The 13,209-nt window shown below is 62.3% G+C and carries 16 protein-coding genes; 7 read left to right on the top strand and 9 right to left on the bottom strand.

Going from position 1 to position 13,209, the window contains the following annotated elements; all coding sequences use genetic code 11:
* Positions 1-2 precede the first annotated feature (2 nt).
* Genes paaG through paaA form a run of 6 tightly spaced genes read right to left on the bottom strand, consistent with a single transcriptional unit; the run spans position 3 to position 4,501 of the window.
* Positions 3-794 (bottom strand): 2-(1,2-epoxy-1,2-dihydrophenyl)acetyl-CoA isomerase PaaG, encoded by a 792-nt coding sequence (gene paaG / locus IV454_RS03655; RefSeq protein ID WP_054268393.1) that lies wholly within the window; start codon positions 792-794, stop codon positions 3-5.
* A gap of 25 nt (positions 795-819) precedes the next feature.
* Positions 820-1,896, bottom strand: coding sequence for a 1,2-phenylacetyl-CoA epoxidase subunit PaaE (paaE, locus tag IV454_RS03660; protein WP_206090370.1), 1,077 nt, complete (start codon positions 1,894-1,896; stop codon positions 820-822).
* An 18-nt stretch (positions 1,897-1,914) separates the two neighbouring features.
* The gene (gene paaD / locus IV454_RS03665) at positions 1,915-2,433 is read right to left on the bottom strand and encodes a 1,2-phenylacetyl-CoA epoxidase subunit PaaD (protein ID WP_206090371.1); all 519 of its coding nucleotides are present in this window, start codon (positions 2,431-2,433) and stop codon (positions 1,915-1,917) included.
* Entirely contained in the window at positions 2,433-3,185 is a 753-nt protein-coding gene (paaC, locus tag IV454_RS03670) for a 1,2-phenylacetyl-CoA epoxidase subunit PaaC (protein WP_206090372.1), read from the bottom strand. Before paaC ends, paaD begins: the two co-directional genes overlap by 1 nt.
* A 20-nt stretch (positions 3,186-3,205) precedes the next feature.
* On the bottom strand, positions 3,206-3,490 hold the full coding sequence (paaB, locus tag IV454_RS03675) for a 1,2-phenylacetyl-CoA epoxidase subunit PaaB (protein WP_054268390.1): 285 nt from the start codon (positions 3,488-3,490) through the stop codon (positions 3,206-3,208).
* A gap of 24 nt (positions 3,491-3,514) precedes the next feature.
* On the bottom strand, positions 3,515-4,501 hold the full coding sequence (paaA, locus tag IV454_RS03680) for a 1,2-phenylacetyl-CoA epoxidase subunit PaaA (protein WP_054268389.1): 987 nt from the start codon (positions 4,499-4,501) through the stop codon (positions 3,515-3,517).
* 200 nt (positions 4,502-4,701) lie between these two features.
* On the opposite strand from paaA, the gene paaX reads away from it, so the two are divergent.
* From paaX to IV454_RS03695, 3 genes are all read left to right on the top strand, one after another.
* The gene (paaX, locus tag IV454_RS03685) at positions 4,702-5,676 is read left to right on the top strand and encodes a phenylacetic acid degradation operon negative regulatory protein PaaX (RefSeq protein WP_206090373.1); all 975 of its coding nucleotides are present in this window, start codon (positions 4,702-4,704) and stop codon (positions 5,674-5,676) included.
* A 93-nt stretch (positions 5,677-5,769) separates the two neighbouring features.
* Positions 5,770-6,855 (top strand): TRAP transporter substrate-binding protein, encoded by a 1,086-nt coding sequence (locus IV454_RS03690; protein WP_206090374.1) that lies wholly within the window; start codon positions 5,770-5,772, stop codon positions 6,853-6,855.
* 100 nt (positions 6,856-6,955) lie between these two features.
* A complete protein-coding gene (locus IV454_RS03695; RefSeq protein ID WP_054268387.1) occupies positions 6,956-7,216 on the top strand; it encodes a DUF2442 domain-containing protein in 261 nt (86 codons plus the stop codon).
* Positions 7,217-7,329: 113 nt separating this feature from the next.
* On the opposite strand, the gene IV454_RS03700 is transcribed toward IV454_RS03695, so the two are convergent.
* The gene (locus IV454_RS03700) at positions 7,330-7,734 is read right to left on the bottom strand and encodes a GFA family protein (RefSeq protein WP_206090375.1); all 405 of its coding nucleotides are present in this window, start codon (positions 7,732-7,734) and stop codon (positions 7,330-7,332) included.
* Between the two features lie 148 nt (positions 7,735-7,882).
* Between IV454_RS03700 and IV454_RS03705 the strand changes: the two genes are divergently transcribed.
* The 4 genes from IV454_RS03705 (at position 7,883) to IV454_RS03720 (ending at position 11,154) form a co-directional block, all read left to right on the top strand.
* On the top strand, positions 7,883-9,013 hold the full coding sequence (locus IV454_RS03705) for a M14 family metallopeptidase (protein ID WP_206090376.1): 1,131 nt from the start codon (positions 7,883-7,885) through the stop codon (positions 9,011-9,013).
* A gap of 113 nt (positions 9,014-9,126) precedes the next feature.
* Positions 9,127-9,738 carry an OmpW/AlkL family protein gene (locus IV454_RS03710; protein WP_206090377.1) on the top strand — a complete coding sequence of 204 codons (612 nt, stop codon included), beginning with the start codon at positions 9,127-9,129 and terminating at the stop codon, positions 9,736-9,738.
* A gap of 163 nt (positions 9,739-9,901) precedes the next feature.
* On the top strand, positions 9,902-10,798 hold the full coding sequence (locus tag IV454_RS03715; RefSeq protein WP_206090378.1) for a helix-turn-helix domain-containing protein: 897 nt from the start codon (positions 9,902-9,904) through the stop codon (positions 10,796-10,798).
* Entirely contained in the window at positions 10,795-11,154 is a 360-nt protein-coding gene (locus IV454_RS03720) for a nuclear transport factor 2 family protein (RefSeq protein WP_206090379.1), read from the top strand. Before IV454_RS03715 ends, IV454_RS03720 begins: the two co-directional genes overlap by 4 nt.
* 227 nt (positions 11,155-11,381) lie before the next feature.
* Here the strand turns inward: IV454_RS03720 and IV454_RS03725 are convergent, their stop codons facing one another.
* Positions 11,382-12,029, bottom strand: a complete 648-nt coding sequence (locus IV454_RS03725) for a glutaredoxin family protein (protein WP_206090380.1) — start codon at positions 12,027-12,029, stop codon at positions 11,382-11,384.
* 89 nt (positions 12,030-12,118) lie between these two features.
* Positions 12,119-13,204 carry a TRAP transporter substrate-binding protein gene (locus IV454_RS03730; protein WP_206090381.1) on the bottom strand — a complete coding sequence of 362 codons (1,086 nt, stop codon included), beginning with the start codon at positions 13,202-13,204 and terminating at the stop codon, positions 12,119-12,121.
* Positions 13,205-13,209: the final 5 nt, after the last annotated feature.

The following is a 13,209-nucleotide window of genomic DNA, read 5'->3' on the forward strand; positions in this document are numbered from 1 at the left end:
GCTCATTCCCCCATGAAGTGCGGCGTGCGCTTCTCGATGAAGGCGGTCACGCCTTCACGATAATCGTGGCTGTATCCGAGTTCGCGCATCATCTCGCCTTCGAGCTTGAGCTGCTCGGGCAGGGTATTGGCGTAGCTGGCCTGGATGGCGCGCTTGGTGAAGGCCAGGCCCTTGGTCGGCGCGACCGCGAAGTGTTCGGCCATGGCCATCGCGTCGTCCATCAGGGCGGTGTCGGCAACGGCCTTCCAGATCAGGCCCCATTGCTCGGCCAGTTCGGCCGGGATTTTTTCACCCAGCATGGCCATGCCCATGGCGCGCGCGTGGCCTACCAGGCGCGGAAGATGCCAGGTGCCGCCGGTGTCGGGGATCAGGCCCAGTTTGCAGAACACCTCGACGAAGCTGGCCGATTTGGCGGCGATGACGATGTCGCAGGCCAGCGCCAGGTTGGCGCCCGCGCCGGCGGCCACGCCGTTGACGGCGCAGATGACCGGCATCGGCAAGGAGCGCAGGGTCATCACCAGCGGTGCGTAATAGGTTTCGACCGAGTGGCCCAGGTCCACGCCTTCGGCGCCCGGTTCGACCGCGCGGTCCGACAAATCCTGGCCGGCGCAGAAACCGCGTCCGGCGCCGGTGAGCAGCAGCACGCGTACCGTGGGGTCGGCCTGCACCGCGGCCAGCGCGGAGCGCACTTCCAGATGCATCGCCTGCGTGAAGCTATTGAGCTTGTCGGGGCGGTTCAGGGTCAGGGTGGCGATGCCGTGCTCGATCTGGAACTTGATGTTTTCGTAGTTCATGGCGCGTCCTGTTCTGTAGGTTGGATTATTCGTGCTGGTCGAAATCGACGACCACTTTATCTGTCACCGGAAAACTCTGGCAGCTCAATACGAAACCGCGCGCGATCTCATAGTCTTCCAGCGCGTAGTTCGCGTCCATGTCGACCTTGCCGTCGACCAGCTTGCAGCGGCAGGTCGAGCACACGCCGCCCTTGCACGAGTAGCGCATGTCGATGCCGGCGCGCAGGCCGGCGTCGAGGATCGATTCCTTGTCCTTGTCCATCGTGAAGCTGGTGTGGTTGCCGTCCAAAATGACGGTGACCTCGGTCTCGTGGCGCACCAGCGCGTCGAACTGGCGCGGCTTGTGCTGGTGCTTGGGAATGCTGGCGGCGAACAGCTCCACCTTGATATTCCGCTTCGGCATGCCGGCTTCCTGCAGCGCCGCCGAGACGCCGTGCATCATGTCTTCCGGCCCGCAGATGAAGGCGATGTCGATATCGTCGATGCGGATCCAGTGCTTGATGAACTGCTCGACCTTTTCCTTGGTGATGCGGCCGTTGAACATTTCAAGGTCCTGCTGCTCGCGGCTCATCACGTAGGCCAGGTTGAGGCGCTCCATGTAGCTGTCTTTGAGGTCGGTCAGTTCTTCCTTGAAGATCACCGACGACGATGCGCGGTTCCCGTAAAACAGGGTGAAACGGCTTTTCGGCTCGGTGATCAAGGTGGTCTTGATGATCGAGAGGATCGGCGTGATGCCGCTGCCGGCCGCAAAGGCGACATAGTGGCGCGCATTGTCAAGCGCCAGCGGCACGTTGAAGTGCCCCATCGGCGGCATCACGTCGAGCACCGCGCCGACCTTCAGGTGTTCATTGGCCCAGCTCGAAAACAGCCCGCCCTGGGTGCGCTTGATGGCCACGCGCAGCGCGCCGTCCTGCACCGCCGAACAGATGGAGTAGGAGCGGCGCACGTCTTCGTCGCCGATCCGCGCGCGCAGGGTCAGGTGCTGGCCCTGCTGGTAGGCGAAGCTGGCGGCCAGGTCGTCCGGCACGGCGAAGGTGACGGCGATGGTATCGCGCGTTTCGTTGCGCACCTTGGCGACGGTCAGGGGATAGAATTTGCTCATAACAGCCTTCGTGATAACTCAATGGCACTTGAAATAATCGAACGGTTCGCGGCAGTCCAGGCACTTGTAGAGCGCCTTGCACGGCGTCGAGCCGAATTGGCTGGTCAGCTCCGTGTGGCCGGAATCGCAATTGGGGCAGATGACGACCAGCTTCGGCGCCGCCACGCGCTTGACACCCGCATGCAGGCCGCTGATGTCGATCACCTGCTGCGCGGGCGGGGCGATGCCGTAGCCTTTCAAGGCAGCCTTGCCGGCGTCGCTCATCCAGTCGGTAGTCCACGCCGGCGAAAGCTGGTTCACCAGCCGCACCTCGGGCACGCCGTGACCGTGCAGCGCATCGCGCACCGAATCGGCGATCACCGTCATGGCCGGACAGCCGGAATACGTGGGCGTGATGGTGACCACGCAGGTAGTGTCTTCCCATGCCACCGCGCGCACGATGCCCAGGTCGACCACCGAGATCACCGGGATCTCCGGGTCGCTGACCTCGCCCAGCCAGGCCCAGACCTGTTCCGTGCTGGCCGGCTGCGTGCTCATTACCACTCGGCCCCGGGGTACGACCGCTGCAGGAACTGCATTTCGGCCAAAATGAAACCCAGGTGCTCGCTGTGACGGCCGGTTTTGCCGCCGCGCTGCATCCACGCCGCCGGATCGGGCATCGTCAGTGTCGCCTCGGCGAAGATCTCGGACACATGTTCGATGAAGGCGGCGCGCAAGCCGTCGGCGCCGGGCGCGAGGCCCTGCTCCACCATGGCGTTGTCGATTGTGTCGTAGAGGAACATCTCGCCGCTGTACATCCACAGTTCGTTGACCGCGGCCTGGGTCTTGGCGTGGCTTTCGGGCGTGCCGTCGCCCATGCGCACGATCAGGTCACCGCTGCGGCGCAGGTGGTAGGTCACTTCCTTGATCGATTTCTCGGCAATCTCCGCGATGCGCGTATCGACCGACTTGGCCAGCCCCTGCATCAGGAAGTAGTGCCAGGTGTCGAAGAAGAACTGGCGCACCATGGTGTCGGCGTAATTGCCGTTGGGCTGTTCGACCATCAGGCAGCAGCGCATCTCGTGGACGTCGCGCAGGAAGGCCAGTTGGTCTTCGGTGCGGCCGCGCCCTTCCAGTTCGCCGGCGTAGGTCAGCCACATGCGGGTCTGGCCGAGCAGGTCGAGGGCGACGTTGGTCAGCGCCATGTCTTCTTCGAGCGCCGGCCCCTTGCCGCATAATTTGGACAACTGCTGCGACAGGATCAGGGCATTGTCGCCCTGGCGCAGCAGGTATTCGATTTTATTTTTCACGACATCGTCCACGGGCACGCTCACAGGTTCTTGACTTCTTCCGGCATTGGGAAGAAGGTCGGGTGGCGATAGACTTTGCTGTTGGACGGCTCGAACAAGGCCGATTTGTCGCCCGGGCTGCTGGCGACGATGTCGGCGGCGCGCACGACCCAGATCGACACGCCTTCGTTGCGGCGCGTGTAGACGTCGCGCGCATTATTGACCGCCATTTCGGCATCCGACGCGTGCAGGCTGCCCACGTGCTTGTGCGCCAGGCCGTGCTGGCTGCGGATGAAGACTTCCCACAGGGGCCATTCTTTACTCATTTTTATTCTCCAATGTGGTGGGACTCAAGCGGCGGCGCGCGCGGATTTCTTGTCGGCGTAGGCGACCAGCGCATCGCGGAACCAGGCGCCGTCCTCGTACGCTTTCACGCGCGTGCGCAGGCGCTCGCGGTTGCACGGGCCGTTCCCCTTCAGGACATTCTGGAACTCGCTCCAGTCGATCTCGCCGAATTCGTAGTGACCCGTCCCGGCGTTGAACTTCAGGTCCGGATCGGGCACGGTCAAGCCCAGGTACTCGGCCTGGGGCACGGTCTGGTCGACCATGCGCTGGCGCAGTTCGTCGTTCGAGAACAGCTTGATGCGCCACTGCGCCGACTGCGCGCTGTTGACCGATTCGGCGTCGGACGGGCCGAACATCATGAGCGATGGCCACCACCAGCGGTTCAGCGCATCCTGCGCCATCGCCTTTTGTTCGGGCGTGCCCTGGGCGAGGCTCATCATGATGTCGTAGCCCTGGCGCGCGTGGAAGGATTCTTCCTTGCAGACGCGGATCATGGCGCGCGCGTACGGACCGTACGAGCAGCGGCACAGCGGGATCTGGTTGATGATGGCCGAGCCGTCCACCAGCCAGCCGATGGCGCCCATGTCGGCCCACGACAGGGTCGGGTAATTGAAGATGCTCGAATACTTGGCCTTGCCCGAGTGGAGGGCGGCCAGCAGCTCGTCGCGCGAGACACCAAGCGTTTCGGCCGCGCTATACAGATACAGCCCGTGCCCCGCCTCGTCCTGGATCTTGGCCAGCAGGATCGACTTGCGCTTGAGCGTGGGGGCACGCGTGACCCAGTTGCCTTCGGGCAGCTGGCCGACGATTTCGGAGTGCGCGTGCTGGGAAATCTGGCGGATCAGGGTCTTGCGGTAAGCCTCGGGCATCCAGTCCTTGGCTTCGATCTTGACGCCGGCATCGATGCGCGCCTGGAACTCGCGCTCCTGCTCATCCATGTCCTCGGCGCTCTGGACTTTCTTGAGGCCGGTTTCTACGAGTTGTGCGTACATGGTGCTTCTCCCATTGCAAAGGCGATCGACCGATAATACGATACGTAAAATCAGATGTACACAGTTTAATTGAGTCATATTGTATACATGTATCTGATCAAGTTTAGACCGATAGCAAAAAACCATGCTGCGCCCAACAGGCAGTAAAGTAAACGGCTGCTTTGCTTGACAATCACCCCAGCGCGCCAGACCATGCACCCATGAAACAACTTACCAGCACAGCATGGATCGCCGACTTTCTCGCCAGCGATCCGCCCCGTTCCAAGTCCCTTGTGATGACGATTTTCGGCGATGCCATCGCCCCGCACGGCGGCACCATCTGGCTAGGCAGCCTGATTGAGTTGCTGGCGCCCTTCGGCGTCAACGACCGCCTGCTGCGCACCAGCGTTTTCCGGCTGGCGCAGGAAGGCTGGCTGGTGGCCAACCGCGACGGGCGCCGCAGTTCCTACGCCATCCTGCCGCAAGCCCTGCCCCGTTTCGAGCGCGCCAACCGGCGCATTTACGCGCCGCTGACCGCGCACTGGGACGGCAACTGGACCCTGGTGCTTTCCGGCGCGGGCAGCATCGACGCGCCCGAGCGCGCGCTGCTGCGCAAGGAAATGCTGTGGGAGGGCTATGCCATGATCGCGCCCGGCATGTTCGGCCACCCGGCCAGCAATGCCGGCGTTCTCGAAGAACTGCTTGCGCGCGTGGGCGTGAAGGACAAGCTGTTCGTGTGCCGGGCCAGCGCACTGCCGGGCGTATCAAGCAGGCCGTTGCAGGACCTGGTGCGCGAAGGCTGGGACTTGTCAGGCGTGGTCCAGGGCTACCGCCACTTCATCGAACGTTTCGCGCCCTTGCTGGACCTGTTGAAAAGCGATGATTCGCTCGCGCCCGAGCAGGCGTTCGTGATCCGCACGCTGCTGGTCCATGCCTACCGGCGCGTGCAGCTGCACGACCCGATGCTGCCAATCGAACTGCTGCCCGATCCATGGCCCGGCAGCAGCGCCTACGAACTGGCGCGCGCCGTGTATGCACGTACCTACACAGGCGCGGAAACGCACATCATGGACACCCTGCGGCGCGAGGACGATGGCGCGCCGCAGGCCGATGCCGGCTTCTTCCAGCGCTTCGGCGGGCTGGCCGACGGCGGCGCGCAAGGCGCCTCGCAAAATGGGTCGCCGGGGCCGCAATAGCGACGCTACAATTACACGTAACTTTTGCGCGCACAAGCGGCTACAATTGGGCCCACGTCCCTCAGCCACATTACAAAAAACTCGGAGACTGTCATGCAACGTCGTTCCTTCCTCACCAAAAGCGCGCTCGGCGCCACAGCCGGCGTCATTGCCACGCCGGCGCTGGCGCAAATTAATCCTGAAGTCAAATGGCGCATGGCGTCGAGCTTTCCCAAGTCGCTCGACACCATCTTCGGTTCGGCCGACGCCTTTACCAAGCGCGTGGCGGAACTGACCGGCGGGCGCTTCCAGATCCGCCAGTTCGCCGCCGGCGATATCGTGCCCGGCCTGCAGGTGATGGATGCGGTGCAGGCAGGCACGGTCGAAATGGGCCACACGCCGTCGTACTACTACTTCGGCAAGGATGCCACCTTCGCCTTCGACTGCGCGGTGCCGTTCGGCCTCACCTCGCGCCAGCAGACCGCCTGGTTCGACCAGGGCGGCGGGCGTGAACTGATGCGCGACTTCTTCAAGGGCTACGGCATCATCAACTTCATGGCGGGGAACACGGGCACCCAGATGGGCGGCTGGTACCGCAAGGAGATCAAGAGCCTGGAAGACGTCAAGGGCATGAAGATCCGCATCGCCGGTTTCGCCGGCCGCGTGATGGAGCGCATGGGCGCGGTGCCGCAGCAGATTCCGGCCGGCGACGTGTATGCGGCGCTGGAAAAAGGCACGATCGACGCGGCCGAGTGGGTCGGTCCGTACGACGATGAAAAGCTCGGCCTGGCCAAGGTGGCGCCGCACTACTACGCGCCGGGCTGGTGGGAAGCCGGGCCGCAGCTATCGTTCTACATCAACATCAAGGAATGGGAAAAGCTGCCCGCGCAGTACAAGGCGGCGGTGGAAGCGGCCAGTTACGAGTGCCACGTGACGATGCAGGCCGAGTACGACACCAAGAACCCGGCCGCGCTGGCGCGCCTGATCAAGAACGGGGCCAAGCTGCACACCTTCTCCAAGGCGATCATGGACGAGGCCTACAAGATCTCGACCCAGGTCATGGAAGAGGAAGCGTCGAAGAACGCCAAGTTCAAAAAAGTGTACGATCCATGGAAGCGGTTCCGCCAGGACCAGAACATGTGGGCCTCGGTATCCGAGCAAGTGATGCAGAACTATCTGATTTCGATAGGAAGAAAGTAGCTTAGGGCTCATTTGCGCCAGGTCAAACGAATCGGCCGGCGCATTTGATACCTTCGATGCGGCGACCCTGCCTGGGTGCGTCGCTTACCGGGGACTGATTATGGATGGCATCTATTTTTCCTGCGCCGACGTGACGAGCCTGAGCCCGCACGGCTTCTGGCTGCAGTGTGGCGAGGAAGAGTTGTACTTGCCGTTCGTGGAGTTTCCGGTCTTCGAGCACGCGACCATTGCGCAGATTTGCGCGGTCAAGTGCGTGAGCACCGGACGGCTGTACTGGCCGGCGCTCGATGTCGATCTGACCCTGGAGGCGATCCGCAATCCGATGGCGTATCCGCGCGATAGCATGAATTACGATTGCTGAGTTGGAGTTTCCACGTCGTCCCCGCGCAGGCGGGGACGACGGGGTGGGTACGCGGATGACGGAGGGTGCCCGGATGACGGTGGTCTGCGAGTAAACAACAATCTGCTCCGATACTACAAATGCCGCGTCTCCGCCGGCACGTTCCACCAGTTATTGTGCAAGCCATCCGAATACTTCACCGGCGCCGCGATCAGCTCTTCCGGCGTCACATCGTCCAGTGCGGCCAGATTGATCGACACGAACGCCCCGCCCATCTGTTCCACATACCCGCGCCCGAACGAGCGCACCCCACATTGCCGGCAGAACAGATGATGCCCACTCTTGGTCGCGAACTGGTAATCGCTCAGTTGCTCTTCCCCAGCCAGCAAGCGAAACGCTTCCGGCTTGATCGTCACATTCCACGCGCGCGTCTTGCGGCAGATGGAGCAATTGCATTTGCCCGTACCCTGGCTCAGGTCGATGTCGGCTTCGTAGCGCACCGCGCCGCAATGGCAGCTGCCGTGATAGGTCTTGTTCATGCCGTTCTCCTTCGCTGTGTTCAAAACATCAGCATAAATCCCAAACAGGGCGGTTTTCGCCCTGTTTTCCGTGTTTAATCCGAAGGCGTATCATGACGCCTCGCGCGCAAACCAGGCGCGCCTCTCATTCACCAGCCAGGGACACACCATGTCTATCAAAATCAGCAGCCAGTTCGACGCCGGCGCCATCGATATCGTGAGCGCCACCAGCGCCTCCTCGATCGACCTGAACATCCGCCGCGACTCGCACGCCGACATCACCCAATGGTTTTATTTCCGCCTGCAGGGTGCGCAGGGCGAAGCGTGCACGATCCGCTTCCTCAACGCCGGCAAGAGCGCCTATCCGGCCGGCTGGGAAGGCTACCAGGCCATGGCCAGTTACGACCGCGTGGAGTGGTTCCGCGTGCCCACCAGCTTCGATGGCGAGGTGATGACGATCTCCCACGCGCCCGAGATGGATAGCGTCTACTACGCCTACTTCGAGCCCTACTCGTGGGAACGCCACCTGGAACTGCTCGACCGCGCCCAGCTCTCCGAACAGGTGCGCATGCTGGACCTGGGCAGCAGTGTCGAAGGGCGCGACATGAACGTGCTGGTCATCGGCGACCCGGCCGCGAAGAAGAAAGTATGGGTCATCGCGCGCCAGCATCCGGGCGAAACCATGGCCGAGTGGTTCGTCGAGGGCATGCTCGACGCCCTGCTCGACCCGGCCGACGCCTTCGGCCGCCAGCTGCTCAAGCAAGCCGTGTTCTACGTGGTGCCGAACATGAACCCGGACGGCTCGGTGCGCGGCAACCTGCGCACCAACGCGGCCGGCGCCAACCTCAACCGCGAGTGGAATACGCCAACCATGGAACGCAGCCCGGAAGTGTTCGTGGTCAAGAACAAGATGAAGGAAACCGGCTGCGACCTGTTCCTCGACGTGCATGGCGATGAAGGCTTGCCTTACGTGTTCGTGGCCGGCAGCAACTCGCTGCCGACCTTCACGCCGGCACAGGCCGCGCAGGAAAAACGCTTCGCCGACGACTTCAAGATCGCCAGCCCCGACTTCCAGGACGTGCACGGTTACGGCGACTCGCCCTACACCGACGAAACCATCACCATGGGTTCGCCGCATATCACCCACGCCTTCGGCTGCCTGTCGCTGACCCTGGAGCTGCCGTTCAAGGACAATGCCAACGATCCCGATCCGATCTGCGGCTGGGACGGCGCGCGCAGCGCACGCCTGGGCGCCGCGGTGCTGCAACCGATCCTGCAAGCGCTGCGCCACCCGGCCTGATGTGATACGGCTTTTCGTCATTGCTTCGATTTTTTGATTCACATCAACGATTTAGTTGGGGCCAATCAATAAACTTCTTCCATACCCAATGACAAACGAAGAAGGAAGTAGTGATGAAAAGCAAATTGTTAGCAGTCGCAGTGAGCATGCTGGGCCTGATCGCCATTGATGCCCAAGCCCAGGATGGAGCATGGCTGGTGCGCGCGCGCGCCGCGCACCTGAACACGGCCGACAAGTCCACGCCGGTCGCCGGCGTCGGTGCATCGGACCGCATTTCGGTGTCCGACAAGACCATCCCGGAAGTCGACGTCAGCTATTTTTTCACGCCCAACCTGGCGGCCGAGCTGGTGCTGACCTATCCGCAAAAACATGATGTGATGCTCGATGGCGCCAGGATCGGCAGCTTCAAGCACCTGCCGCCAAGCCTGCTGGGCCAGTACCACTTCAACCCAATCGGCCAGTTCAAGCCTTACCTGGGCGCCGGCATCAACTACACGCGCATCTCGCAGGTCAAGCTGCTGGACGGCGCGGGCGGCCTGGAAAACCATAGCGTGGGCCTGGCCCTGCAGACCGGGGTCGATTTCAGGATCGATAAAAAATGGTCGGTCAACCTGGATATCAAGCGCATCAATATCCGCAGCGATGTGATGATCGCGGGCGCCAAGGTCAGTACCGTGAAGATCGATCCGGTCCTGGTCTCCGTGGGCGCCGGCTACCGCTTCTGAGCTCATCGGAGGGGCGGCCGCCGGTGCGGCAAGTGGCTGCGTGCCGGGTTACGCGCGCGTTGTGCTAACCCGTCCCGCAAAGTTTCCGCCCTTTTTTAGCCAGCACAAAATATCAAAAGTCGAACTGGCGCTTCCCTTATCATGTGCTCCATCAGGAGAGCACATGAACTATCTCGGTCAAATCCAGCGCGGCGTCGACTACATCGAAGGCCATCTCGCGCTGCCCATCGCCATCAGCGTGGTGGCGCGCGAATCGGGCATGAGTCAGTGGCATTTCCAGCGCATGTTCAAGGGTTTGACGGGCGACACCGTCAAGGATTACATCCGCTCGCGCCGGCTGGCGCGGGCCCTGGACCTGCTGCTCAACACCGACAGGAGGATCATCGACATCGCCGTCGAAGCCGGCTTCGACAGCCAGGAGAGTTTTACGCGGGCGTTCAAGGCGGCGTTCGACGATACGCCGGCGCGCTACCGCAAGGCGGGCAAGCGGCGCCCGTTCCCGCCGAAGGCCAGATTCGACCAGGACTACCTGGCGCACATCGCCCAGGGCATCAGCGCCGAGCCGGAAATCTACACCCAGGCGCAGATGCACCTGGTCGGCATGCGCACCAGCTACTTCGGCACCGACTCGGAGAAAAACAACATCGCTGAACGGCTACCGCCGCTGTGGCAGCAATTCCTGGCGCGCCTGTCCGAGATCGAGCACACGGTCGGCGGCACCTGCTACGGCGTGGTCCGGCAGTTGCGCGCCAACAGCGACGAGCTGGAGTACTTTTGCGCGATCGAGGTCAGCCAGCTGGCCGCCATCCCGGCCGGCATGCTGGCGCTGACCAATCCGGCGGCGACCTACGCCAGGTTCGCGCACAGGGGCGCGGTGAAGCTGGTCGACAGCACCGTCAACTATATCTACTCGACCTGGCTGCCGCGCAGCGGCCGCAGACACAGTTACGCCGCCGACCTGGAGTTTTACGGCGCGGCCTACAGCCCCACCTCGGACCAGTCGCTGATGCACTATGCGATTCCGATCGAAGATTGCCCACCACCGAAGGAGAAAACATGAATGCAACGTTGCAGAACACCTGGGAAAAATACACGTCGGCCTGGAAAATGACGGATCGGGCCGGCCGCCTGGCCGTCTTCGCCGAGGCGCTCACCGAAGGCGCCGTCTACACCGATCCGCTGGTGCAGGCCGCTTCCTGGGACGAGCTGATCACCTACATGGAGAACTTCCACCAGCAGGTGCCCGGCGGCCATTTCGTCACCACCAGCTTTTCGTCCCACCACCAGAAGAGCATCGCCAGCTGGGACATGAAAACGCCGGACGGCGCGACCATCGGCACCGGCACAAGTTATGGCGAATACGACGCGGCGGGGAAACTGCTCAGCATGAACGGTTTTTTCCAGGTCCCCGGCTAACTCCCGCGCGCCGGCCGGATCGATCATTGAGTGCCGGCAGGAAGGTATGGATAAGCGAGATGAAAGATTCTCAAACTAAACTTGGGTTCCCACCTCTCCAGGAACCGGCCTCTGGATTCGATGGCGTCAGGTTCAGCGTTTTTCTGACCACAAATTCCAAGGCCGTCTTTCCTGCCATTGGCAGAAAAGACTTCCTGCCATTGGCAGAAAAGACTTCCCGCGCAGGGCTAGCGCAGATTGGCTTGCGGTTTTTTGGTCAGTTCGTCGACCGCCGCCAGGATCTCGGCTTCCTTGTAGCCGCCGAAGCGGCGGTATCCCACGTACGTGAGCGGATAACCGCTGCCTTCGAGCGCGTTGTAGGCGATTGCGCCGGCTTCCGATGCCTCGACATCGACATCCTCGAAGGGGATTTTCTTTTCCTCGAACAGTTCGCGCTGCGCCTTGCAGTAGCCGCACCATTTGGTCCCGTACAGCACCACCCTGGGCTTGTCCTGCGCATCGAAATGGTTGGCCATGACGATGCGTTCGCGCCGGGTCAGCGCCTCCTTGCCCAGCACTTCGCCGAGCATCCCGGCCAGGGCATGCACATCGTCGCCGACATTGCGCTGCTTGCCGGCGATGACCGTCGGCAGTGCGTCCACCTTGTATTTTTTATCCGGCTCGGTGAGGACCACTTCCTGGAATGCCGGCACGCGCTTTTTCAGCTCGTTGCGGATCTTGTCGCAATGCTCGCCGCACTCGGCGCTGGTGAACAGCATCACGAGCGGCTTGCCGTCCTTGTCGAACGCGCCGCTGCCGCCAGCGGACAGGCGCCCGCTCTTGTAGGCATACAAGGCGCCGCCGGCGATCAGGGCCAGGAACAGGATTCTTTTCATAGTCACTTCAATGAATAACGGCGCCGCACCAGACGCTTTGCCTGGCCCGACGCCGCCCCTCGCTAGCGCGCAGGGAAGGAGGGATATTTTTACTTGCGCCCGGCTTTGATCATGTAGTCCACCATGACTGCTTCGGACACCGAGGCCCACATGTTCTGGTCCTGGCGGAATCGCTTCCACGGCTCGTAGATGGTCTTGAACTTGGCGTTCTTGGCCGCTTCTTCGTTCATCACGTCCTGCGCCGCCTTGTAGCAGGCATCCATGATCTCTTTCGAGAAGGTGCGCAGCTTGACGCCGTTCTTGAGCAGGCGCGCCAGGGCCGCCGGGTTCTTGGCGTCGTACTCGGCCTGCATGCCGATGTGCGCTTCATACGTGGCGCATTCGAGCGCGGCCTGGTATTCCTTGGGCAGCTTTTCCCACTCCTTGATGTTCACATAGAAGGAGAAGCTCGCGCCCGCTTCCCACCAGCCCGGCGCGTAGTAATATGGCGCGACCTTGTAGAAGCCCAGTTTTTCGTCATCGTAAGGACCGACCCATTCGGCCGCGTCGATCGTGCCTTTTTCCAGCGCAGGATAGATATCGCCACCCGCCAGTTGCTGCGGCACCAGGCCCAGCCGTTCCAGCACCTTGCCGGCGAAACCGCCGACCCGCATCTTGGTGCCCTTCAAGTCTTCCACGGACTTGATTTCCTTGCGGAACCAGCCACCCATCTGGGTGCCGGAATTACCGCCCAGGAAGTTGACGATGCCGTAACCCTTGAAGAAGTTGCGCGTCAATTCGCGTCCGCCGCCTTCCTGGTACCAGGCCGTGTGCTGGCGCGAGGTCAGGCCGAACGGGACTGCGCAATCGAAGGCAAAGGTGGCATCCTTGCCGAAGTAATAGTAGGACGCGCTGTGGCCGATTTCCACAGTGCCGGCCTGGACCGCGTCGAGCACTTGCAGGCCCGGCACGATTTCGCCGGCCGCGAACGAGCGGATGTTGAACTTGCCGCCGGTCAGTTCCGAAACGCGCTTGGTGAGGATATCGGAAGCGCCGAAAATGGTATCCAGTGATTTGGGAAAGCTGCTGGCGAGACGCCAGTTGATGGTGGGATGCGACTGTGCCAAGGCCGGTGCGGCGACTGCGCCCGCTGCGGCGCCGGCTGCCGCTTTTTTAATAAAGGAACGACGTTCCATATGTC

Source organism: Massilia antarctica (assembly GCF_015689335.1).
GTDB lineage: Bacteria > Pseudomonadota > Gammaproteobacteria > Burkholderiales > Burkholderiaceae_D > Telluria_A > Telluria_A antarctica.